At 72.2% G+C, this 22,093-nt stretch carries 17 protein-coding genes; 14 read left to right on the forward strand and 3 right to left on the reverse strand.

Features of this window, described 5'->3' with window-relative positions; all coding sequences use genetic code 11:
- Nucleotides 1-32: 32 nt before the first annotated feature.
- From ABME01_RS02600 to ABME01_RS02620, 5 genes are all read left to right on the forward strand, one after another.
- Complete coding sequence (locus ABME01_RS02600) at nucleotides 33-2,531, forward strand: ATP-dependent helicase (protein WP_353826789.1); 2,499 nt, start codon at nucleotides 33-35, stop codon at nucleotides 2,529-2,531.
- Nucleotides 2,528-3,070 carry an NUDIX domain-containing protein gene (locus tag ABME01_RS02605; protein WP_353826790.1) on the forward strand — a complete coding sequence of 181 codons (543 nt, stop codon included), beginning with the start codon at nucleotides 2,528-2,530 and terminating at the stop codon, nucleotides 3,068-3,070. The genes ABME01_RS02600 and ABME01_RS02605 overlap by 4 nt, the downstream gene beginning before the upstream one ends.
- A 66-nt stretch (nucleotides 3,071-3,136) precedes the next feature.
- The gene (locus ABME01_RS02610; protein WP_353826791.1) at nucleotides 3,137-4,555 is read left to right on the forward strand and encodes a ferredoxin reductase family protein; all 1,419 of its coding nucleotides are present in this window, start codon (nucleotides 3,137-3,139) and stop codon (nucleotides 4,553-4,555) included.
- Entirely contained in the window at nucleotides 4,552-5,043 is a 492-nt protein-coding gene (locus ABME01_RS02615; protein ID WP_353826792.1) for an FMN-binding protein, read from the forward strand. Before ABME01_RS02610 ends, ABME01_RS02615 begins: the two co-directional genes overlap by 4 nt.
- A 1-nt stretch (nucleotide 5,044) precedes the next feature.
- Nucleotides 5,045-5,839 (forward strand): FAD:protein FMN transferase, encoded by a 795-nt coding sequence (locus ABME01_RS02620; protein WP_353826793.1) that lies wholly within the window; start codon nucleotides 5,045-5,047, stop codon nucleotides 5,837-5,839.
- Here the strand turns inward: ABME01_RS02620 and ABME01_RS02625 are convergent.
- A complete protein-coding gene (locus tag ABME01_RS02625) occupies nucleotides 5,836-6,558 on the reverse strand; it encodes a VIT1/CCC1 transporter family protein (RefSeq protein ID WP_353826794.1) in 723 nt (240 codons plus the stop codon). The two genes, ABME01_RS02620 and ABME01_RS02625, sit on opposite strands and share 4 nt — an antisense overlap.
- A 245-nt stretch (nucleotides 6,559-6,803) precedes the next feature.
- On the opposite strand from ABME01_RS02625, the gene sucC reads away from it, so the two are divergent.
- The gene (gene sucC / locus ABME01_RS02630; protein ID WP_353826795.1) at nucleotides 6,804-7,970 is read left to right on the forward strand and encodes an ADP-forming succinate--CoA ligase subunit beta; all 1,167 of its coding nucleotides are present in this window, start codon (nucleotides 6,804-6,806) and stop codon (nucleotides 7,968-7,970) included.
- 28 nt (nucleotides 7,971-7,998) lie between these two features.
- A complete protein-coding gene (gene sucD / locus ABME01_RS02635) occupies nucleotides 7,999-8,907 on the forward strand; it encodes a succinate--CoA ligase subunit alpha (protein WP_353826796.1) in 909 nt (302 codons plus the stop codon).
- A gap of 104 nt (nucleotides 8,908-9,011) precedes the next feature.
- Here the strand turns inward: sucD and ABME01_RS02640 are convergent, their stop codons facing one another.
- The gene (locus ABME01_RS02640; protein WP_353826797.1) at nucleotides 9,012-10,397 is read right to left on the reverse strand and encodes a hypothetical protein; all 1,386 of its coding nucleotides are present in this window, start codon (nucleotides 10,395-10,397) and stop codon (nucleotides 9,012-9,014) included.
- A 318-nt stretch (nucleotides 10,398-10,715) separates the two neighbouring features.
- Nucleotides 10,716-13,382, reverse strand: coding sequence for a prealbumin-like fold domain-containing protein (locus ABME01_RS02645; protein WP_353826798.1), 2,667 nt, complete (start codon nucleotides 13,380-13,382; stop codon nucleotides 10,716-10,718).
- 305 nt (nucleotides 13,383-13,687) lie between these two features.
- Between ABME01_RS02645 and ABME01_RS02650 the strand changes: the two genes are divergently transcribed.
- The 7 genes from ABME01_RS02650 (at nucleotide 13,688) to ddaH (ending at nucleotide 21,998) form a co-directional block, all read left to right on the forward strand.
- Nucleotides 13,688-14,215: a hypothetical protein gene (locus tag ABME01_RS02650; RefSeq protein WP_353826799.1), complete on the forward strand. Its 528-nt coding sequence runs from the start codon at nucleotides 13,688-13,690 to the stop codon at nucleotides 14,213-14,215.
- A gap of 98 nt (nucleotides 14,216-14,313) precedes the next feature.
- Nucleotides 14,314-15,714, forward strand: a complete 1,401-nt coding sequence (locus ABME01_RS02655; RefSeq protein ID WP_353826800.1) for an FtsB/FtsL family cell division protein — start codon at nucleotides 14,314-14,316, stop codon at nucleotides 15,712-15,714.
- A gap of 30 nt (nucleotides 15,715-15,744) precedes the next feature.
- Nucleotides 15,745-17,118: a cell division protein PerM gene (locus ABME01_RS02660; protein ID WP_353826801.1), complete on the forward strand. Its 1,374-nt coding sequence runs from the start codon at nucleotides 15,745-15,747 to the stop codon at nucleotides 17,116-17,118.
- A 70-nt stretch (nucleotides 17,119-17,188) separates the two neighbouring features.
- Nucleotides 17,189-17,782 carry a phosphoribosylglycinamide formyltransferase gene (purN, locus tag ABME01_RS02665; RefSeq protein WP_353826802.1) on the forward strand — a complete coding sequence of 198 codons (594 nt, stop codon included), beginning with the start codon at nucleotides 17,189-17,191 and terminating at the stop codon, nucleotides 17,780-17,782.
- Entirely contained in the window at nucleotides 17,779-19,389 is a 1,611-nt protein-coding gene (purH, locus tag ABME01_RS02670; protein ID WP_353826803.1) for a bifunctional phosphoribosylaminoimidazolecarboxamide formyltransferase/IMP cyclohydrolase, read from the forward strand. The genes purN and purH overlap by 4 nt, the downstream gene beginning before the upstream one ends.
- 134 nt (nucleotides 19,390-19,523) lie before the next feature.
- Complete coding sequence (locus tag ABME01_RS02675; protein ID WP_353826804.1) at nucleotides 19,524-20,621, forward strand: Glu/Leu/Phe/Val dehydrogenase dimerization domain-containing protein; 1,098 nt, start codon at nucleotides 19,524-19,526, stop codon at nucleotides 20,619-20,621.
- Nucleotides 20,622-20,738: 117 nt separating this feature from the next.
- Nucleotides 20,739-21,998, forward strand: a complete 1,260-nt coding sequence (gene ddaH / locus ABME01_RS02680) for a dimethylargininase (protein WP_353826805.1) — start codon at nucleotides 20,739-20,741, stop codon at nucleotides 21,996-21,998.
- The last annotated feature ends 95 nt before the right edge of the window (nucleotides 21,999-22,093 follow it).

A 22,093-nucleotide genomic window follows, 5' to 3' on the forward strand; every position in this document is an offset into this window, starting at 1 on the left:
CTGTCGCACGCCGCGCCTAGACTTGTCGGGACATGACGCTGATCCTCGACCCCGACGACCCCACCGGCTGGCGCGAGGCGCCCGGCGCGGCCGACCGCGAGCGCGCCGGCGGTGCGCGCGGCGCGGCATCCGATCGACTGACCGCGGGGCTCAACCCCCAGCAGCGCGAGGCGGTCGAGTACCGCGGCCAGGCGCTGCTGATCGTCGCCGGCGCGGGCTCGGGCAAGACGCGGGTGCTGACGCACCGGATCGCGAGCCTCATCGACGGGCGCGAGGCGTGGCCCAGCCAGATCCTCGCGATCACGTTCACGAACAAGGCCGCGGCCGAGATGCGCGAGCGCGTCGAGGCGCTGCTCGGCGAGGCCGCGGGCGGCATGTGGATCTCGACGTTCCACTCGGCGTGCGTGCGCATCCTCCGCCGCGAGGCCGAGTCGATCGGGCTGAGCTCGACGTTCACGATCTACGATTCGGCCGACCAGCGCACCATCCTGAAGCGCATCATCAAGGAGCTCGACGCCGACACGCTCGGCTTCACCCCCGCGAGTGCGTCGGCGAAGATCTCCAAGCTCAAGAACGAGCTCTCCGACGTCGAGTCGTACGCCCGGAACGTCAACACGAACGATCCGAACGACGTCATGTTCCTCGAGATCTTCCGCCAGTACACGCGGCGCCTGCGCGACGCGAGCGCGCTCGACTTCGACGACCTGATCAGCGAGACGGTCTACCTGTTCCGGGCCTTCCCGAAGGTCGCCGCGCTCTACCAGCGCCGCTTCCGGCACATCCTCGTCGACGAGTACCAGGACACGAACCACGCGCAGTACGCGCTGATCCGCGAGCTCACCCGCCCGGTCGACCCCGAGGTCGTCGCCGAGCTCGACCAGCACGGCGTGCTCGTTCGGGGCATGACGGATGCCACGGGCGCGATCCCGGGCGCGAGCCTCACCGTCGTCGGCGACTCCGACCAGTCGATCTACGCGTTCCGCGGTGCCGACATCCGCAACATCGTCGAGTTCGAGCGCGACTTCCCGGGCGCGAAGGTCGTGCTGCTCGAGCAGAACTACCGGTCGACGCAGAACATCCTGTCGGCCGCGAACGCGGTGATCTCGAACAACTTCGACCGCAAGGACAAGAAGCTCTGGACCGCCGACGGCGACGGCGACAAGATCACGGGCTACACGGGCTACTCGGCGCATGACGAGGCCCAGTTCGTCGCCGACGAGATCGAGTCGCTGCACCGGGCGGGCGTCGCGTACCGCGACATCGCCGTGTTCTACCGCACCAACGCGCAGACGCGTGCGCTGGAGGAGATCTTCGTGCGATCGGCGCTGCCGTACCGCGTCGTCGGCGGCACGAAGTTCTACGAGCGCGCCGAGATCAAGGACGCGATGGCGTACCTGATCGCCGTCGCGAACCCGCTCGACGAGCTGGCCATCCGCCGCATCCTGAACACGCCGAAGCGGGGCATCGGCCCGGCGACCGAGACCGCGATCGCGACCTTCGCCGAGCAGAACGACCTGTCGTTCCGGCAGGCGATGCGCGCGGCCGACGGCCTCGGGCTTGGCCCGAAGGTCACCACGGCGATCCTCGAGCTCGCCAGGCTGCTCGATGCCGCCGCGGCCATGCTGGTGCCGTCGCAGAAGGGCCTCGACGAGGGCACGAACGAGGGCGCCTCGAAGGTCTCCGACGTGCTCGCGTTCCTGATGGAGGGCTCGAAGCTCGTCGAGACCCTGCGCACCAGCCGCGACCCGCAGGACGAGACGCGCGCCGAGAACGTCGAGGAACTGCTCGCGCAGACCAAGGACTTCGACCGCGAGAACCCGGGCGCCGGCCTCGTCGACTTCCTCACCCAGGTCTCCCTGGTCGCGGCGGCCGACGAGCTCGACGACGCGTCGGGCACGGTCTCGCTGATGACCCTCCACACGGCGAAGGGCTTGGAGTACCACGCGGTGTTCCTCACCGGCCTCGAGGAGGGGCTCCTGCCGCACCAGATGTCGGCGTCCGAACCCGGCGGTCCGGCCGAGGAGCGGCGGCTCTTCTACGTGGGCATCACGCGCGCCCGCAAGCGCCTGTACCTCTCGCTCGCCATGAGTCGCGCCCAGTTCGGCGAGGTGTCGGTGGCGATGCCGAGCCGCTACCTTCAGGAGATCCCCGACGAGCTCGTCGACTGGAGGCAGTCGCCCGGCATGGCGAACAGCCGCGGCGGCAGCCAGCCGCGCGCCCTCAACGCACGGCGGGGCTTCGGCGCCGGCGGCGGAGGCGCGTGGGGCACGCGCGACCGCGACCTCGAGCGGTTCAGCGTGACGAAGTCCTCGGCCCCGAAGACCGAGTGGGCGAACCGGGTCACCGGCACCGTGCGCGACAACGGCGACCTCACGCTCGAGGCCGGGGACCGCATCCGCCACACCGACTTCGGCGAGGGCACGGTGCGCCAGGTGACCGGCGAGGGCACCAAGCGCATCGCGCACGTCGCGTTCGACTCGGCCGGGCAGAAGAAGCTCCTCATCAAGATCGCGCCGATCGAGAAGCTGTGACCTGGCCTGTCCGCGCGCAGCGCACCGTCTACGAGAACCGGTGGATCCGGGTGCTGGAAGACCAGGTCGTACGGCCCGACGGCGGTGAGGGCGTCTACGGCGTCGTCGAGGTGCGGAACGACGCGGTGTTCGTCGTGGCGATGACCGATGCCGACGAGGTGCTGCTCGTGACCGTCGACCGGCACACCGTCGGACGCTCGGTCGAGGTGCCCGCCGGCGGCACCGACGGCGAGGACCCGCTGGCGGCCGCGCAGCGCGAACTGCTCGAGGAGACCGGCTTCGAGGCCGCCGAGTGGCGTCGGATCGGGCGGATGGACGCCCTCAACGGCATCTGCCGGGCGCCCGAGACGGTGTGGCTGGCGACGGGGCTCCGTCGTGCCGCGACCGTCGAGCACCACCAGGCAGAGGAGGGCATCCACGAGGTGCGCACCGTGCCGTGGCCCGAGGCGATGCGGATGGTCCGCCGCGGCGAGATCGGCGACGGGGAGACGGTCGCGGCCCTCATGTACGCCGCCCTCGAGCTCGGTCGCGTCGGCTGAGGCGTTCACAGCGGCTCCACAGGCGACCCATCGGGGGGCGATAGACCCCGGGCGCACCATCTGGTCATGGCATTCCTGGTCCACGACGCTCGGCACCTCGAGCGACCCGCGCGCCCGTTCGGTGAGCCGGAGCGAGCGCGCGCCGGACGCCGGCTGTGGCGGGTCGACCTGCTGCAGGCGCTCGCCGTGGCCTCGGTCGCCGTCGCGGTCGCCCTCTTCCTCGCCGAGGGCGGGGCGACCCGATTCGGCGACCTCGGCTCGGCATTGACGTCCCTCGGCATCCTCGCGGGCCTCGCGGCCACCGACCTCGTGCTCGTGATGCTGCTGCTCGCCGCACGGGTGCCGCTCATCGAGCGGGCCGTCGGCCACGACGCCGCGATGGCGCTGCACGGGCGGCTCGGCAAGCCGGTCCTCTCCCTCCTCATCGGACACGGACTGCTCCTGCTGGGCGGGTACGCGATCGCCGACGGGGTCGACCTCGCCGCCGAGGCCGTCGCGATCTGGAACCTCCCCGACCTTCCGCTCGCCATCCTCGCCTTCGGGCTGTTCCTCGCGGTGGTCGTGAGCTCGCTCGTCGCGGTGCGACGGAAGCTGCGCTACGAGGCGTGGCACGTGATCCACCTGCTCGTCTACGGCGCCGTGCTCGCCGCGCTGCCGCACCAGTTCGGCGTCGGCGGCCTGTTCGCCGAGGGGACCTGGCAGCGCTGGTACTGGCTCGCGATCACGATCGGCACGTTCGCGGCCGTCGTCGCGTACCGGGCCGTCGCACCGCTCGCGACGACGCTGCGCCACGGCCTCGTCGTCGAGCGCATCGACCCGGTCGGCGACCCCCGCGACGGGGTCGTGTCGGTCACGATGCACGGTCGTCGGCTCGCGGCGCTCCGCGCGACCGGCGGGCAGTTCTTCATCTGGCGCTTCCTCGCCGCCGGCCAGTGGTGGCAGGCGCACCCGTACTCGCTGTCGGCGGCACCGCGCGGCGACCGACTCCGGATCACCGTGCGCGCCCTCGGCGACGGGTCGGCGAGCCTCGCCGGCATCCGGCCCGGCACGCGCGTGGCGCTGGAGGGGCCCTACGGCGTCTTCAGCGAGGCCGCCCGCAGCCGTCGCCGGCTCACGCTCGTCGGCGCCGGCATCGGCGTCACGCCGATCCGTTCGCTCCTGGAGTCGGCGACCTTCCGGCCCGGCGAGGCGGTGGTCGTGCTCCGCACCACCGGGCCGGACGACGGATGGCTCCTCGACGAGGTCCGCGAGCTCTGCCGGCGACGCGGCGCGACGCTGCTGACCGTGCCAGGTGGGCGCGGTCGCGGATGGCTCACGCACGACGCCGAGCGACAGGGGCTCGACCTCCGGGCGCTCGTGCCCGGGGTCGCCGACAGCGACCTGTACGTGTGCGGGCCGCGCGGCTGGGCCGAGGGGGTCATCGACGAGGCGCGTGCCGCGGGCCTCGCGCCCGAGCAGATCCATCACGAGAGGTTCGACTGGTGAGACGACGTGCGATGATCCTGGCCTCCGCGGCCTCCGCCGCGGCGATCCTCGGCGGGTGGCAGCTCGGCGATGCGGCGACGAGCTCGCCGACCGCGGACGCGGGCTCGACCACGCCGGACACGGGCGGCGCCTCGTCGGGGACGTCGGGCAGCGGCACCGCCGGGTCCGGCGGCGGCACCACCGGGTCCGCCGGCGACGCCGCCTCCGCCGCGGACGGCACCTACGCCGGGTCGACGGTCTCGACGCGGTTCGGCGACGTGCAGGTGCAGGTGACGATCTCGGGCGGCGCCATCACCGACGTCAGCGCGCTGCAGCTCACCGACCACGACGGGCGCTCCATCCAGATCAGCAACCGCGCCGAGCCGGTGCTGCGCAGCGAGGTGCTCCAGGCCCAGTCCGCCTCGGTCTCGATGATCAGCGGCGCGACGTACACGAGCGCGGCCTACCTGCAGTCGCTGCAGGCGGCGCTGGATGCGGCGGGGTTCTGACATGCGGCGCACCGCGCTGCCGCCCGGCGCGTTCGCGGCCATGGGCACGATCGTCAGCGTGCGCCCCGGGCTCGGCGCGGTCCGGCGCGGTCCGGCCGGTGCGGCGCCGGGCGGCGCGGACCCGGTCGAGCACGTGCGGGCCGTGTTCGCCCGCTGGGAGGCGAGGTGCAGCCTCTTCGACCCCGAGTCCGAGCTCAGCCGGGTGGGGCGCGGCGAACTCTCCCTCGTCGACGCCGGCGCGGAGGTCCGGCACGCGTACGCGCTCGCGCTGCAGTGGCGGGACGCGACCGGCGGGCGGTTCACGCCGCACCGAGGGGACGGGCTCGTCGACCTGAACGGCGTGGTGAAGGCGCTCGCGGTGCAGGAGGCGGGCGAGGAGCTCGACCACCTCGGCCGACCGGGCTGGGCCATCGACGCCGGCGGCGACCTGCTCGTCGCGGACGAGGCGCGCGTGGCGGTCGGGATCGTCGACCCCGCCGACCGGTCCGGGCTGCTCGGCCGCATCGACCTCGACGGCGTGCGTCGCCGCGCGGTGGCGACCTCGGGCAGCGCCGAGCGCGGCGACCACATCTGGACCGCGCCGGGCGTGGAGCGGACGCCGTTCGTGCAGGTCACGGTCGCCGCGGGCGACCTCCTGACCGCCGACGTGCTCGCCACCGCGATCGTCGCGGGCGGGCATCCGGCGCTCGACGAACTGGCCCGGCGCCACGACGTCGACGTCCTCGCGGTCGAGCACGACGGCGCGCTCCTCGCCACGCCCGGATGGCCGCGGGCGGCGGCCGCCGGAACCTCCTAGATCGCCCCGCCGAGCAGGGCGCCGATCACCCACGTCACCGCGAGGGCGAGCGCGCCGCCGACGACGACCCGCGAGATCGCGCGCAGCTTCGGCGCGCCGCCGATCCACGCCGAGAGCCATCCGGTGATCGCCAGCGCGACGACGACGGCGACGAAGGTCGTCAGCACGCGCCACTCCGGCGGCGGGAGCAGGATCGCGAGCATCGGCAGCACGGCGCCGATCAGGAACGAGGCGGCCGACGCCCACGCGGCGTGCCACGGGTTCACCACGTCCTCCTGCGAGATGTGGAGTTCGGCCTCGAGGTGCGCGGCGAGCGCGTCGTGCGCGGTGAGCTCCTCGGCCACGCGTCCGGCCGTCTCCTCCGACAGGCCCTTCGCGCGGTAGATCGCCGTGAGCTCGGCGAGCTCCTGCTCGGGCATCGTCCGGAGCTCGGCCTCCTCCTTCGCGATCAGCGCGTGCTCCGTGTCGCGCTGGCTCGAGACCGACACGTACTCGCCGAGGCCCATGGAGATCGCGCCCGCCGCCACGGAGGCGACTCCGGCGACCAGGATGGCGCCGACATCCGTCGTCGCGGCGGCGACGCCCACCACGAGGGCCGCGACCGAGACGATGCCGTCGTTCGCGCCGAGCACGCCCGCACGCAGCCAGTTGAGCTTCTCGTGCACCTTGCCGTCGTGCGGGTCGGTGCGGTGGACCGGTTCGGTCGGGGCATCCGTCATGCGGGCAGTCTCGCAGCGGCCGCGCGCCCCCGCCAGCATGGTGAGGCTCACCTGAGCGGCCGGCGGAGCCCGCCCTGCCGTCGCCGGCGGCCGCCCGCGTTCGGGCGCGCGTCGGCGGGGGAGTACCATGGTCCCGGCTCGACTTATCTCGACATCGAGGTATCTTGACGTCGAGACTCTCACAGCCGGGCCTCTCACCCACCCATCCCTGCGCGTCATCCGCGCGGAACGATAGGAAGCAGAGCGTGGATCTTTACGAGTACCAGGCCAGAGACCTCTTCGAGAAGTACGGAGTGCCGGTGCTCCCGGGCATCGTCGCCGACACCCCCGAGGCGGTGCGCGCGGCTGCCGAGCAGCTCGGCGGCGTCGTCGTGGTGAAGGCCCAGGTCAAGACCGGCGGCCGCGGCAAGGCCGGCGGCGTCAAGGTCGCCAAGAACGCCGACGAGGCGGAGGAGGCCGCGAAGGCGATCCTCGGCCTCGACATCAAGGGCCACGTCGTCAAGCGCGTCATGGTCGCCGGCGGCGCCCGCATCGCGCAGGAGTTCTACTTCTCCGTGCTGCTCGACCGCGCCAACCGCTCCTACCTCTCGCTCACGAGCGTCGAGGGCGGCATGGAGATCGAGCAGCTCGCCGTCGAGAAGCCCGAGGCGCTCGCACGCATCGAGGTCGACCCGGGCACCGGCATCACCCCGACGAAGGCCCGCGAGATCGCCGAGGCGGCGAACTTCCCGGCCGAGCTCGTCGACAAGGTCGCCGACGTCTTCGTCAAGCTCTACGACGTGTACCGGAGCGAGGACGCGACGCTCGTCGAGGTGAACCCGCTCATCCTCTCGGAGGAGGGCGACGTCATCGCCCTCGACGGCAAGGTCACGCTCGACGAGAACGCCGAGTTCCGTCACCAGGGCCACGCCCTCCTCGAGGACAAGGCCGCCACCGACCCGCTCGAGGCCAAGGCCAAGGAGCTCGACCTCAACTACGTCAAGCTCGACGGCGAGGTCGGCATCATCGGCAACGGCGCGGGCCTGGTCATGTCGACCCTCGACGTCGTCGCGTACGCCGGTGAGGCGCACGGCGACGTGAAGCCCGCGAACTTCCTCGACATCGGCGGCGGCGCGTCGGCGGAGGTCATGGCCAACGGCCTGTCGATCATCCTCGGCGACCCGCAGGTCAAGTCGGTCTTCGTGAACGTCTTCGGCGGCATCACCGCCTGCGACCAGGTCGCCAAGGGCATCGTCGGTGCGCTCGCCGAGCTCGGCCACGAGGCGAACAAGCCGCTGGTCGTCCGCCTCGACGGCAACAACGTGGCCGAGGGTCGTCGCATCCTCGAGGAGGCGGCGCACCCGCTCGTCACCCTCGCCGACAACATGGACCAGGGCGCCGCGAAGGCCGCCGAGCTGGCGAACGCCGCGTAGGCCGCCGAACGAGACAAGGACACCAACCGTGACCATCTTTCTGAACAAGGACTCCAAGGTCATCGTCCAGGGCATCACCGGCGGCGAGGGCACCAAGCACACCGCGCGCATGCTCGCGGCCGGCACCCAGGTCGTCGGCGGCGTCAACGCGCGCAAGGCCGGCACCACCGTCCTGCACAAGGACCGGGACGGCAACGACGTCGAGCTGCCCGTGTTCGCGTCGGTCGCCGAGGCGATCGAGGCCACCGGCGCCGACGTGTCGATCGCGTTCGTGCCGCCGGCCTTCACGAAGGACGCCGTGATCGAGGCCATCGACGCCGAGATCCCGCTGCTCGTGATCATCACCGAGGGCGTGCCCGTGCAGGACTCGGCCGAGTTCTGGGCCTACGCCAAGGAGAAGGGCGGCCAGACCCGCATCATCGGGCCGAACTGCCCCGGCATCATCAGCCCCGGTGAGTCGCTCGTCGGCATCACCCCGGCGAACATCACCGGCAAGGGCCCGATCGGCCTGGTCTCGAAGTCGGGCACGCTGACGTACCAGATGATGTACGAGCTCCGCGACCTCGGCTTCTCGACCGCGATCGGCATCGGCGGCGACCCGATCATCGGCACCACGCACATCGACGCGCTCGCCGCGTTCGAGGCCGACCCCGAGACCAAGGCGATCGTCATGATCGGCGAGATCGGCGGCGACGCCGAGGAGCGGGCCGCCGACTTCATCAAGGCGAACGTGACGAAGCCGGTCGTCGGCTACGTCGCGGGCTTCACCGCGCCCGAGGGCAAGACGATGGGCCACGCCGGCGCGATCGTGTCCGGCTCGGCCGGCACCGCGCAGGCGAAGAAGGAGGCCCTCGAGGCCGCCGGCGTGAAGGTCGGCAAGACGCCGTCCGAGACCGCCCGCCTGCTGCGCGAGGTCTACGAGGCGCTCGAAGCGTAACGGGACGGATGCCGCGGCCGGGCGCTCGACGCCCGGCCGCGTTACACGGAAGGGGCCCCGCCGGCGACGCCGGCGGGGCCCTGTCGTTCACTCGCCTCCTCGGCTCACGGGTCGATCACGATGGTGCAGACGACCGTCCGGGGCTGCAGGTCGGAGATCGTGATGCTCGGGTCGTCCATCATGTCGCCGAGCGACACGCTGTCCGATCCGGCCACGTCGCACTCGATGCTCGAGTACGTGCCGCCGTCGACCTGCGAGTCGACGCTCACCGTGAGGTTCGTGAGCGGCATGTTCGTGAAGGCCACCGGGGTCGCGGTGTCGCAGTCGGTGCCCTCGACGACGGTTCCGGTCTGCGGGTTCGCCGAGGTCACGGCGGATCCCTCGGGCACGGTCTCGGTCACCTCGTAGTCGCCCGACTGGATGCCGGCGATGCAGGCGACGCCGTCGGCGTCGGTCGTGACGACCTGACCGCCGACGGGAAGGTCGCCGCCGGTGACGGTGAAGTCCACGCCGCCGTGGGCCACCGTGCCGCCCTCCGACGCGAGCTTGGTGGTCTTCTCGATGCGCAGCGCGCCGCAGTTGTTGAACCCGGTCTCGATCGGGGCGATGTAGTCCTTCATCGCCGCGGTGAAGGAGTCGGACGAGCGGCTCTTCAGGTAGGCGTAGCCGAACGCGACGCATTCGTCGCCGACGAGTTCGCCGAAGTCGAGCGAGGCCTCGCCGAACGTCCGAGGCGAGATCGCGCCGAGCCCGTCAGCCTCACCTGCGGGGATGGCGGCCGTGTTGATCGATCCGGTGGCGTCGCCTCCCGCGCTGAAGTTCTCGCGCTCGCCCCAGCACGGCGTCTTGTTCGCCGCCTCGCACTGAGACTTCGGTCCGCTCTCGACCCAGCGCGAGACGAACAGCTCCGGCACGGTCCCGCCGTTGGCGAGGTCGTACTGGATGAGCAGGTCGTCCTGGCTGCGGACCGGGGTGACGCCGTTGGCCGAGATCGTCGTGGACTTGTTGAACTCGAAGTCCATGTTGGTCGTGCCCGACGGGTCCTGCACGCGATGCCAGAACAGGTGCAGGAACTCGCCCTGGGCGTTCTGCTCCAGGTAGAGGCCGAAGTTCTTGAGGTCGCTCTTGTTCGGGGGGATGCTGCCGGTGACCGGCGTGGGAACGAGGGTGTCCTCCTTGGATCCCTGGCCGAACGAGTCGTCGCCGCTGCCGCTGACGGCATCGGCCTGGCGGAGCTCGTCCACGTTCGCCCAGTCGAGCGAGGGGGGAGCGGCGTCGTCGACCTTGAGGTTCGCGCCGCCGGCGGTGGTCGGGTCCTCGATCTCGAAGTCGCTGCCGGTGAGGCTCACCTCGGGATGCGCGGCCTGTGCGGGCCCGCCGATGAGCGCGGCGCCGACGAGGCCGAGCGCGCCCGCAAGGGCGAGCAGCTTCGCGGCGCGGGTGCGGGCGAACCCGCTGTCGGTCGTGCGGTTTCGGGTTGTGTGGGGCATCATCGCCTCCGGGTGTCGCAGCTTCGACCGGTCCGGGCGGGTCGGTCGATCCTCTGCGGGCGAACGGCGGGGCTTGCCGATCCGCGCCGCTGCGCCGTCCGGCGGGTGGGGGCTCGTCGATCGGCGTACATCGCGCCGTAGGGGTCTCTCACGCCTTGCGCCGCACGTTACGCCGACCGATGCATCACCGGAAGAGAAAGTGAGGAATCCTCGTGTACCCAGTCTGGGGGGCGGACGACGCCGACGCGATGCGGCCCCGTCGACGAGTCGACGGGGCCGCATCGATCAGTCACGGATGTGACGTGACCTCCTCTCGGATCACGGGTCGATCACGATGGTGCACACCACGGTGCGCGGCGTGAGGTCGGTGATCGTGATGCTGGGGTCATCCATCTCATCGGCGATCGCCACGGAGTCGGAGCCGGCCACGTCGCACTCGATGCTCGAGTACGTGCCGCCGTCCACCTGCGAGTCCACGCTGACGGTGATGTTCGTGAGCGGGATGTTGGTGAACTCCTTGATCGCGCCGAGGTTGGTGTCGGCGCAGTCGGGGTCGGACGCCTCGGCGACATTCGCCGTCTGCGAGCCCGGCACCTCCATCACGTACCCGCCTGGCACCGTCTCCGTGACGGTGTAGTTGTTGACCAGGTCGCTCACGACGAGGCCGGTGTAGCAGGCGACGCCGCTCGCGTCGGTCGTGACCGTCACGCCCCCGGCCGGGAGCTCGCCACCGGTGATGGTGAAGTCCACGCCCTCGTGCGGGTGGTTCACGCCGAGACCGTCGGCCGCGTGCTTGCGGTCCTTGACGATCTTGATCGAGCCGAGCTGGCGCGAGTTCACGAACGTGCACGTGACCGTCTCACCTGCGCTGAGCCCGATCGCACTCGGGTCCGAGCCGTCATCGCACGTCGAGCTGTCGAGGTTCCATCCGGTCGGAAGGGTCTCGGCGACGTCGTACGTGCCCGGCGTCAGGTCGGAGAAGGTGTCCGCGTCCTTGCCCGCGTCGCCCTCGCCGCTCGTCGTCAGGGTGAACGCCGGCGGGTCGAGCGTGTTCGAGGTGAAGTCGAACGCGCCGACGCCGTTGCTCGTGACCTTCTCGACGACGATCGTGCCCGACGCACGGTTGGTGTACGTGCAGTCGAGGATGTCATCGGCGTCGTCGATCTCGAACGTGACGACCTCGTCGAGCGTGCTGTAGCTCACGTCCGTGCTCGCGCTGCAGTCGAGGCTGATGAACTCCCAGCCGCTCGGCAGCGCACCCTCGGTCACGGTCAGGCCGGAGCCGAAGAGCACGTTCAGGTACGTCGCGTTCTCCCCGTCCTTCAACTGCCACGTCGGGTCCGATGTCCCGTCGAGCGTCGAGAACGACGAGGAGTAGTCGAACAGCGTGTCGCTGGCGTCGGGGCTCGGGTCGGTCACCTTGCGAATGATCACCGTACCGCCGGTCTGGTTGCCATAGGTGCAGTCCAGGACGTCGCTGGCATCGTCGATGTCGAACGTCACCGTCGCGCCGGAGATGACCGGGGTCACACCCGAGCTCGCGCTGCAGTCCAGGCTCTCGAACGACCAGCCTGAGGGCAGCGAGTCCTCCGTGATCGTGTACCCGGTCCCGAGCAGCACGTCATCGTAGGTCTGGCTGTCGCCGTCGCCGAGGCTGAACGACGGGTTCGACGCTCCGCTGAGCGTCTCGAGGACGGTGGAGTACCCGAAGCTCGCATCGCTCGGATCGGGACTCGGATCCGTCACCTTGCGCACGATCACCGTGCCGCCGGTCTCGTTGTAGTACGTGCAGTCGAGCACGTCGGAGGCGCTGTCGAGGTCGAAGGTGACCATCGTGCCGCTGATGCTCGGGCTCACACCCGTGCTCGCGCTGCAGTCGACGCTGTCGAACTTCCAGCCGCTCGGGAGCGTGTCCTCGTCGACCGTGAGGCCGGTGCCGAAGAACACGTTGTTGAACGTCTGCACGCCGTCATCCGTCAGGCTGAAGGTGTTCGACGTGGCGGGCGACGTGGTGAACGCCTTGGTGTACCCGAACGAGGCGGTCGCACCATCCGGGTCGGTCTGCTTCCGGATGATCACCGACGCGCAGTTGGTGATGTTCACCGGCACCGGGGCGATGTAGTCCTTGAGTGCCGCCGTGAACGAGTCGGAGGAACGGCTCTTCAGGTAGGCACTGCCGAACGAGGTGCAGCCCTCGGTGCCGAGCAGCTGCGTGAAGTCGATCGACGCCTCGCCGAACGTCCGTGCCGAGAGGGCGCCGAGTCCGTCGGAGTTGGCCGCCAGGATCGCGGACGTATTGATCGCTCCGGTCGCGAGACCGCCGCTGGTCAGGTCGGTCCGCAGGCCCCAGCACGGGAAGGAGTTCGCCGACGTGCAGTCGTTCTTCGAAACCGTCTCGGTGGTGTACGGCGGGTTGAAGTCGGCATCGGTCAGCCAGAACGCGACCCACAGCACGGGACTGGTGCCGCCTTTGGCGAGGTCGTACTGGATGAGCAGGTCGCCCTCGGTCCGCTCCGGCGTCACGCCGTTGCCCGAATCGTTCTCCGACTGGTTGAACTCGAAGTCCATGTTCGTGGTGCCGTTGGGCTCTTGGACACGGGTCCAGAACAGGTGGATGAAGTCCTTCGATCCCGTCTGCTCGCGATAGACGCCGAACGTCTTCAGGTCGCTCTTGTTGTTCGGGATGCTTCCGAACTCAGGGACCGGGACCGCGGTGTCCTCCTTGGTGCCCTGGGTGAACGAGTCATCCCCTGCACCGGTCGGGAGGTCGTTCTGGCGGGTCTCGTTGACGTTCGCCCAGTCGAGCGACGGCGGGCCTGCGTCGACCACGAGGTTGGCGTTCGGCTCGATCTCGAACTCGCTCCCCGGAAGGCTCAGCGGTCCAGCGGCGACGGCCGGACCGGCGAGGAACGCCGTGCCGACGAGGCCGGCGAGCCCGGCTGCGGCGGCGAGCCTCAGACATCGTCTCGCGAAGTTCGTCCGCACGCCGGACGTTCGGGTTTCGGGTGTGTGGGGCATCATCGCCTCCGTGTTCGCAACGTCGTCCGACTCGTCTGGGTCGGACGTCCTCTGCGGGCGAACGGGCGGGATCTTCGGGGAACCCGCCCGCGGCGCGTCCGCCGGCGGTCTCTGGGCCGTCGCGGGCGTGTCGCGCCGTAGGGGCTTGGGAAAGCTTGGGTACGCCAGTCCGCACGATACTCCGGGCCGCGGGTGGGCCGTAACCGTTAATGAGCAATGCTCATGTCCCCAAAAAGGGGGACCGAGCCGGGGCTCCGTGGCACGATGGGCGGATGACGGATCGCCCCACCTCGCCGCGGCAGCGGGAGTCCGCCGCGAGCGTGCTCCGCGCGAGCTTCGTGACCGAGGAGTCGGTCTACGGCGTCATCCTCGTCTCCGGCATGATCGTGGTCGGCGGCGGGCACGGCGACAGCTCGTGGCGGGTGTTCTGGACGGTGGTGATCACGGTCCTCGTCTTCTGGGCCGCGCACGTCTACGCCGGCACCGTCGCGCACCACGGCTTCGACGAGCACCGCATGGTCAGCCTGCGCGAGGCCTTCCGCGGGTCGCTGCGCCGTTCGCTCGGCATGCTCCTCGCGGCGCTGGTGCCCGCGGCGATCCTGCTCCTCGGCGCGACGCGCGCGGTGCCCGACGACCTGGCGAACTGGACGGCGCTCTGGGTCGGCGTCGGCGTGCTCGCGGTGCTCGGCTTCATCGCCTTCCGGCGCCGCCGCGCCTCGCCGATCATGCAGGTGGTCGGCGCGCTCGGCACCGCCGCGTTCGGCATCGCCATGATCGTGCTGAAGGCGATCGTCCACTAGCGCCGCGCGGGTGCGGCGTGTCGCGGGACCATCGACCCGTCCGGCCCGGGGGCCCTCGATATCGTCGGCAGGAAGCCGACCGGGGGAGTGGATGGCACATGGCCGACGTGACCGAGCCCGACGACCAGCTGCGCGCCCGCATCGCCCAGCTCGAAGCCGAGAACGCGCGCCTGCGCGCGGATGCCGAGACCCGGGACCTGTCGTCGGATGTCGCGGCGGCATCCGCACCGACCGAGCGAGCGAAGCGCCGGCGCGGCCGGACCGTCGGCGCGGTCGTCATGATCGTCCTCGGACTGCTGCTCGCGCCGGTCGCCGTGATCAGCGCCTGGGCCCGTGCCGAGCTCGTCGACACCGACCGGTTCGTCGCGACCTTCGGACCGCTCGCCGACGACCCCGAGGTGCAGGCGTTCATCGCCGACGAGGTCACGGTCGCGATCGAGGACCAGGTCGACATCCCGCAGCTCACCTCCGACGTGTTCGACGGGATCCGCGCGCTCGACCTCCCGCCCCGCGCGGAGGACGCACTCGGCCTGCTCGAGGTGCCCGCGGCGCAGGGCCTGCAGTCGCTGCTCTCCTCCACCGTCGACCGCGTCATCGCGTCGGACGCGTTCGCCGACATCTGGCGCGCGTCGCTCACGGCGACGCACCGGCAGTTCACCGCGGCCCTGCAGGGCGACCCGGACGCCGCGCTCGAGATCGGCGGCGACGGCACCCTCTCCATCCAGCTCGGCCCGATCATCGAAGCGGTCAAGCAGCGACTGGGCGACCAGGGCATCGGATTCGCCGCCGCGATCCCGACGATCGACCGGAGCGTCCAGATCGCCCAGGCCGACTCGCTCGTGCTGGTCCAGACGATCTACGCCCTCGCCGTGGCCGTCGGGACCTGGCTGCCCGTGCTCGTCCTCGTCCTCCTCGCGGGCGGCGTGGTCGTCGCGAAGCGACGCAGCGTCGCCCTCGTCTGGGCGGCGGGCGGGCTCGCGGCCGTGATGCTCCTGACCCTCGCGGGGTTCGGCACGGGTCGGCTCTTCTTCGTCGGCACCGTCAGCCCGTCGATCATGCCGAGGGGCGCGGCCGAATCGCTCTTCGGCGGCCTCACCGAGCTCATGGTCTCGACCATCGCCGCGCTCACCGTGCTCGCCCTCGCGGTGGCGATCATCGCGTGGCTCTCCGGCGGCTCGTCGCCCGCGCGGCGACTCCGGGGCTTCGCCGACGACGGCTTCGGCGCCGTCCGCGGGAGCGCCGCCGCCCACGGCATCACGACCGGGCGCTTCGGCGCGGGCCTGCACCGCTGGCGGGTCGCGGCGTATGCGGCGATCGCGGTCATCGCGGCGCTCGTGCTGCTCGCGAGCCGTCCGCTCACGGTCTCCACCGTCGTGTGGACCGTCGTGCTCGCACTGCTCGCCGTGCTCGTGGTCGAGCTCCTGCGGCGCCCCGACGAGGTCGCCGACCCGGCGGCCGGCGAACCGGCGGCCGCCGCCTCCGCACGTCCTGCCGACTGAGCGCCGCGAGCCGGGTTAGGCTCGCGTGCGATGAGACGCACGACGATCGCCCTGCTGGCCGCGCTCGAGGCCACGGTCGCGGTACTCGTCGGCTACGGGATCGCGGTCGTGCCGCTCATGCTGCTCTGGGCCGTGCAGTTCGGCCTCGCGGTCCCGGTCGACGCGTTCTTCCGCGGCGCCGCCGACGGCTGGCTGCTCGGTCACGGCGTCGACATCGTGGTCCGGCTCGATCCGACGACCGCCGCCGGCATCGGCATCGAGGGCGCCGACGAGCCGTTCACCCTCGGCATCGCCCTGCTCGGCTTCGCCGCGCTCACGTTCCTCTTCGGCCTGCGCATCGGCCGGCGCGCCACCGCGAGCGGCACGCCGATCGTCGGCGCCGCCTCGGCGGTCGTCGTGACCGCCGCGCTCGGCGGGCTCACGGCGGTGCTCGCCGACGCCCCCGAGGCGCGGCCGGTGGTCTGGCAGGCCGTGGTGCTGCCCGGAGCCGTCATGGCCGCCGGCGTGCTCGCGGGCGTCATGGTCTCGTTCGGTCGCCGCGGGTGGGCGACGGACGCCACGACGAGCGCCGTGCGGCGGCGGATGGACGCCTTCCCGCTCGTCGCGATCGCCGGCGCGCGCACGGCCGTCCGCGTCGGCGTCGGCTCCGCCGTGGGCGTCGTCGCGGTCGCCGCGGCCATCGTGGCCGTGCGCATCGTGCTCGACCACGCGACGATCATCGGCCTCTACCAGGCGCTCGGCGCGGGAGTGGGCGGCGGGATCACCATCACCCTGGTCGAACTGCTCCTGCTGCCCAACGTGGTGATCTGGACCGCCTCCTGGATGATGGGCCCCGGCTTCGCGCTCGGCACCGGCACGATCGTCTCGCCCAACGTGACCCTCCTCGGCCCGGTGCCCGGGCTCCCGCTGCTCGGCGGCCTGCCGGCGGAGGGCGCCCCGCTCGGCGTGCTGTGGCTCGGACTTCCCGTCCTCCTCGGCTTCGCCGGCGCCGTCCTCGTCGCGCGGACCAAGCCGGAGCGGGCCGACGAGCCCTGGTGGGCGACGCTCGCGGTCGGGGCCGCGTCGGGTCTCGTCGCAGGCCTCGTGCTCGGTGCGCTCGCGTGGGCGTCCGGCGGCGCAGCCGGCCCCGGCCGGCTCGCGGACGTCGGTCCGGACGCACTGCTCGTCGGCGGGGCCGCCGCGGCCGCCGTCGGCGTCGGGGCCATCGCGGGCGCCTTCGCGGCGCGCAGCCGCGGACGTCACGGCCACGCCGACCCGGACGGGATCGACCCGTGGGCCCGCGCCGACGCCGGGGACGACGGGTCCGACCAGCTCGATGATCGGCGCGGCGACCGTCCGTCGGCGACGGATGCCGACTCCGAGGCGACGCTCGAGCTGCCGATCCGCCGGGGTTCCGACCGCTGACCCAGGCGCGCTCCGCTGAGCGGGCGGGCGCGTGTCATCCGCTCGTCTGCGCGCCGGGTACCCTCGTAGGGTGCTCAAGCTCGTCGTGCTGATCTCCGGCACGGGATCGAACCTCCGCGCGCTGCTCGAGGCGTCGGAGGACGCCGAGTTCCCCGCCCGCGTCGTCGCCATCGGCGCCGACCGCGACTGCGAGGGACTGGCGCTCGGCGAGGCGTTCGGGATCCCGGCCTTCACCGTGCCCTTCACCGCCTACGACTCCCGAGAGGAGTGGGGCGAGGCCCTCATCGCGCAGGTCCGGGCCTGGCAGCCCGACCTCGTCATCCTCTCCGGCCTCATGCGCCTCGTCCCGCCCGCCGTGGTCGACGCGTTCAGCCCGTTCCTCGTCAACACCCACCCGGCCTACCTGCCCGAGTTCCCCGGCGCGCACGGGGTGCGCGACGCCCTCGCCGCCGGCGTCGACGAGACCGGGGCGAGCCTCATCGTCGTCGACAACTCCGTCGACGGCGGCCCGATCATCGCCCAGGAGCGCGTGCCCGTGCTGCCCGGCGACACCGAGACCACGTTGCACGACCGCATCAAGCCCGTCGAGCGTCGCCTGCTCATCCAGGCCGTCATCGACATCGCCAACTCGCACCTCGACCTGAAGGAGCTCGCCGCATCATGAGCGGAGCCAGCATCGACCCGCGTCTCTACCGCGAGCGCGACCTCGTCGCCGTCCGCCGCGCGCTCATCGCGGTCAGCGACAAGACCGGGCTCGTCGAGCTCGCCTCCGCGCTCGTCGACGCCGGGGTCGAGATCGTCTCGACCGGCGGGACCTCGAAGGCGATCTCCGACGCCGGGCTGCCCGTGACGCAGGTCGCGGAGGTCACCGGCTACCCGGAGCACCTCGACGGGCGCGTGCGCACCCTGCACCCGGGGGTGCACTCGGGCCTGCTCGCCGACCTGCGTCTGGAGCACCACGAGCGCGAGCTCGCGGCGCTCGCGATCGCGCCGTTCGAGCTCGTGGTGGTGAACCTCTACCCCTTCGTCGAGACCGTCGCGTCGGGCGCCGAGCCCGACCAGATCGTGGAGCAGATCGACATTGGAGGCCCCGCGATGGTGCGGGCGTCGGCCAAGAACCACGCGAACGTCGCCGTCGTCGTCTCGCCCGGGCGCTACGAGGAGGTCGTCTCCGCCGTGCGCGCGGGCGGCACGACGCTCGCCCAGCGCCGCACGCTCGCGCGCGAGGCGTTCCGGCACACGGCGACCTACGACATCGCGGTGGCGTCCTGGATCGGCAACGCGCTCGTGCCCGACCAGGCGACCGAGGAGTCGCCCTTCCCGGCCTGGGTGGGCGCCGCGTGGACGAAGGACGCCGACCTGCGCTACGGCGAGAACTCGCACCAGTCGGCGGCACGGTACTCGTCCGTCGGCGGCCGGCCCGGCATCGCGCAGGCGCGGCAGCTGCACGGCAAGGAGATGTCGTACAACAACTACGTCGACGCCGATGCCGCCGTGCGCGCCGCGTACGACTTCGCCGACCCGGCCGTCGCCATCATCAAGCACGCCAACCCGTGCGGCATCGCGGTCGCCGCCGCCGGCGCGTCCGACCCGATCGCCGACGCCCACCGCCGCGCCCACGAGTGCGATCCGGTGTCCGCCTTCGGCGGGGTCATCGCGGCGAACCGCACCGTGACCCGCGAGATGGCCGAGACCGTGTCGGGCATCTTCACCGAGGTGCTCGTGGCGCCGGGGTTCGAGCCCGAGGCCGTCGAGCTCCTCACGCAGAAGAAGAACCTCCGCCTGCTCGAGCTGCCCGAGGGCTTCGAACCGCCCGCCGTCGAGATCCGCCAGGTCTCCGGCGGACTGCTGATGCAGCAGGCGGACCGCGCCTTCGCCTCCTCGTCGGAATGGACGCTCGCCGCCGGCGAGCCCGTCGACGACGCGACGCTCGCCGACCTCGAGTTCGCGTGGCGCGCCTGCCGCGCGGTGAAGTCGAACGGCATCCTGCTCGCCGCGGACGGCGCCTCGGTCGGCGTGGGCATGGGGCAGGTCAACCGGGTCGACTCGTGCCGGCTCGCCGTGGAGCGCGCCGGCGATCGCGCGAGCGGCGCGGTCGCGGCATCCGACGCCTTCTTCCCCTTCGCCGACGGGCTGCAGATCCTGCTCGACGCCGGGGTCACGGCCGTCGTGCAGCCGGGCGGCTCGGTGCGCGACGAGGAGGTCGTCGCCGCGGCGAAGGCTGCCGGTGCGACCATGTACTTCACCGGGGAGCGGCACTTCTTCCACTGATCCGATCCCGCCCCGAGCGGGCGCCCCGAGGCCGGCCACCGGGGGGCGCGCGCGGCGGTACCCTTGGAGTGAGGGCGCCCACGAAGCGCCCGCACAGCCGCGCCCACAAGGCGATGAACAAGGAGAACCGATCGATGTCGATCACCCACGCCCCGGCCCCCTCCCCGTCCCACGGGGTCCACGCCGCACTGCCCGTCGAGGCGCCCGACCACGAGCGCGTGCTCATCACGCGCGGTCCCCGCTCCGGGCTCACGATCATCGTCGCCGTGCACTCCACGGCGCTCGGCCAGGCCCTCGGCGGCGCCCGGGTGTGGCACTACGAGCACTGGACCGACGCGCTCGCCGACGCCCTCCGCCTCTCGCAGGCGATGACGCTGAAGAACGCCGCGGCCGGGCTCGCGCGCGGCGGCGGCAAGTCGGTCGTCTGCATCCCCGCCGGCGAGACCCTCGACGAGGCCCGTCGCCATGACGCCATGCTCGACCTCGGCGACGCCGTCGAGTCGCTCGGCGGCGCCTACATGACCGCCGAGGACGTCGGCACGAGCGCCGAGCTCATGTCCGTCGTGCACTCGCGCACCGAGCACGTCTGCGGCCTCCCGGCCGACGAGGGCGGCGTGGGCGAGCCCGCGGACGCCACGGCGGCGGGCGTGCACGCTGGCATCCTCGCGACGCTCGAGCACGTCTACGGCACGCGCGACGTCTCGGGCCGCCACTTCGTCGTGGCCGGGCTCGGCCAGGTGGGCGGGCGCCTCGCGCGCGCCCTCGCGGCGGGCGGCGCCCGCCTCACGGTCGCCGACGTCCACGAGGGCAAGCGCGCGCTCGCCGACGAGCTCGGCGCCGAGTGGGTCTCCCCGGCCGATGCGCACCGCGTCGAGGCCGACGTGTTCGTGCCCTGCGGCCTCGGCGGCGTCCTGACGCCCGAGGTCGTCGGCGAGCTCCGCGTGCGGGCCGTCGTGGGCGCCGCGAACAACCAGCTCGCCGAGCGCGACGTCGCGCGCCTGCTGCGCCAGCGCGGCATCGTGTGGGCGCCCGACTTCGTCGTGAACGCCGGCGGCGTGGTCTACCTCGACCTCGCGGCCACGCCCGGCATCGGGCAGGACGAGCTCGACCAGCGCATCGCCGGCATCGGCGACGTCGTGTACGCGGTCCTCCGCGACGCCGACGCGGCCGGCATCACGACGCTCGAGGCGGCCGAGCGGCTCGCCGCGGCGCGCCTGGACGCCGCGCGCTAGGTCCACCGGTCACGGGACGGCGGCGGGTCGCCGCCGTCCCGTGACCGCATCTCCGCCGCGCGCGGCGCTCGCGTCGGCCGCGCAACCGGCCATCGCACGGCCGATAGGCTCGTGCGCATGACGCCGCCCCCTGCGACCCAGCCCCCTGCCGTGCCCGTCCCGAGCCCCGCGCAGGCCACGGTCGCGCGCCGCTCGATCGCGGCGCTGGCCTCGGCCGGGTCGGTCGCGCTCCTCGCCTTCGGCGCCGGGGTCCTGGCGAACCTCATCGCCCGGGAGCAGAACCCCGCGGTGATCGGCCAAGTCGCGCCCTACTTCGCGCTGGCCGCAGTGGTGCTCTGGGGGCTGCTCTCGATCGGCAACGCGGTCGGCGCGCTGCGCGCGTGGTTCCTCGCGCTGCCGGTCGGACTGACCTCGGCGGTGCTCGCCGCCCTCATGGCCGCGAGCGCCAACATCGCCTCGAGCGGCGTGCCGGTGACCGCCCAGGTGTTCTCGCTCGTGCTCTCGAGCCTGCTCGGGCTCAACCTCGCGTTCATCCTCGCGGCAGTGCTCGGCGAGATGTTCCTCGCGCCGCGCGTGGCGCGATGGGTGTTCCGGCACCGCGCGCGACGGAGCACGCGCCACCTCGCACTCGTGCGCATCCCGGCGTCGAACCTCGACGAGGCCGAGCTCACGCACCTCGAGCGCCGTGCGGTCGACCAGGCGAAGGCCGACGAGCAGTGGGACGACTACTGCGCCGCGCTCGTGGCCGAGGGGTGGGAGACCCTCGAGGTCGACGCCGCCCCCGAACTGCCCGATTCGGTGTTCATCGAGGACACGGTCGTGTTCTTCGGCGGGACCGCCGTGCTGACGAACCCCGGCGCCGAGTCCCGCGCCACCGAGGTCGACGCCGTCGAGCGGACGGTGCGCGCGCTTCCCGGCGTCTCCGTGGCGCGCATCGCGGCGCCCGGCACGCTCGACGGCGGCGACGTGCTGAAGGTCGGTTCGACCGCGTACGTCGGGGCGTCCTCCCGCACGAACGCCGAGGGCATCCGACAGCTGCGCGGCATCCTCGCCCCGCTCGGGTACACGGTCGTGGCGGTGCCGATGACGCGGGCGCTGCACCTGAAGAGCGCCGCGACGGCGCTGCCCGACGGCACCGTGATCGGGTACCCGGACCTGCTCGAGACGACGACGCTGTTCCCGCGCTTCCTCGCGGTGCCCGAGCCCGAGGGCGTCGCCGTCGTGATCCTCTCGGACGAGACGCTGCTCATGTCGGCCGCCGCGCCCCGGACGGCGGAGCTGCTCTCCGGACTCGGGTACCGGGTGGTCACGGTCGACATCAGCGAGTTCGAGAAGCTCGAGGGGTGCGTCACCTGCATGTCGGTGCGGGTGCGCTGACCCGACCGCGGGCGCGCGGTCGCGACGCCGTCGCGTCGGCGTCGAGATTCCCTCTTGTGCCCCGAGTGCCCGTGGGCATAGCCTGAAGGGCTGGC

Source organism: Agromyces litoreus, from assembly GCF_040496015.1.
Taxonomy (GTDB): domain Bacteria; phylum Actinomycetota; class Actinomycetes; order Actinomycetales; family Microbacteriaceae; genus Agromyces; species Agromyces litoreus.

What these genes read in the sequence shown, in the direction of transcription:
- ABME01_RS02600 (WP_353826789.1), top strand. Translation starts at nt 33, where the DNA reads ATGACGCTGATCCTCGACCCCGACGACCCCACCGGCTGGCGCGAGGCG.
- ABME01_RS02610 (WP_353826791.1), top strand. Translation starts at nt 3,137, where the DNA reads ATGGCATTCCTGGTCCACGACGCTCGGCACCTCGAGCGACCCGCGCGC.
- ABME01_RS02620 (WP_353826793.1), top strand. Translation starts at nt 5,045, where the DNA reads ATGCGGCGCACCGCGCTGCCGCCCGGCGCGTTCGCGGCCATGGGCACG.
- ABME01_RS02625 (WP_353826794.1), bottom strand. Translation starts at nt 6,558, where the DNA reads ATGACGGATGCCCCGACCGAACCGGTCCACCGCACCGACCCGCACGAC.
- ABME01_RS02640 (WP_353826797.1), bottom strand. Translation starts at nt 10,397, where the DNA reads ATGCCCCACACAACCCGAAACCGCACGACCGACAGCGGGTTCGCCCGC.
- ABME01_RS02650 (WP_353826799.1), top strand. Translation starts at nt 13,688, where the DNA reads ATGACGGATCGCCCCACCTCGCCGCGGCAGCGGGAGTCCGCCGCGAGC.
- ABME01_RS02655 (WP_353826800.1), top strand. Translation starts at nt 14,314, where the DNA reads ATGGCCGACGTGACCGAGCCCGACGACCAGCTGCGCGCCCGCATCGCC.
- ABME01_RS02660 (WP_353826801.1), top strand. Translation starts at nt 15,745, where the DNA reads ATGAGACGCACGACGATCGCCCTGCTGGCCGCGCTCGAGGCCACGGTC.
- purH (WP_353826803.1), top strand. Translation starts at nt 17,779, where the DNA reads ATGAGCGGAGCCAGCATCGACCCGCGTCTCTACCGCGAGCGCGACCTC.
- ABME01_RS02675 (WP_353826804.1), top strand. Translation starts at nt 19,524, where the DNA reads ATGTCGATCACCCACGCCCCGGCCCCCTCCCCGTCCCACGGGGTCCAC.
- ddaH (WP_353826805.1), top strand. Translation starts at nt 20,739, where the DNA reads ATGACGCCGCCCCCTGCGACCCAGCCCCCTGCCGTGCCCGTCCCGAGC.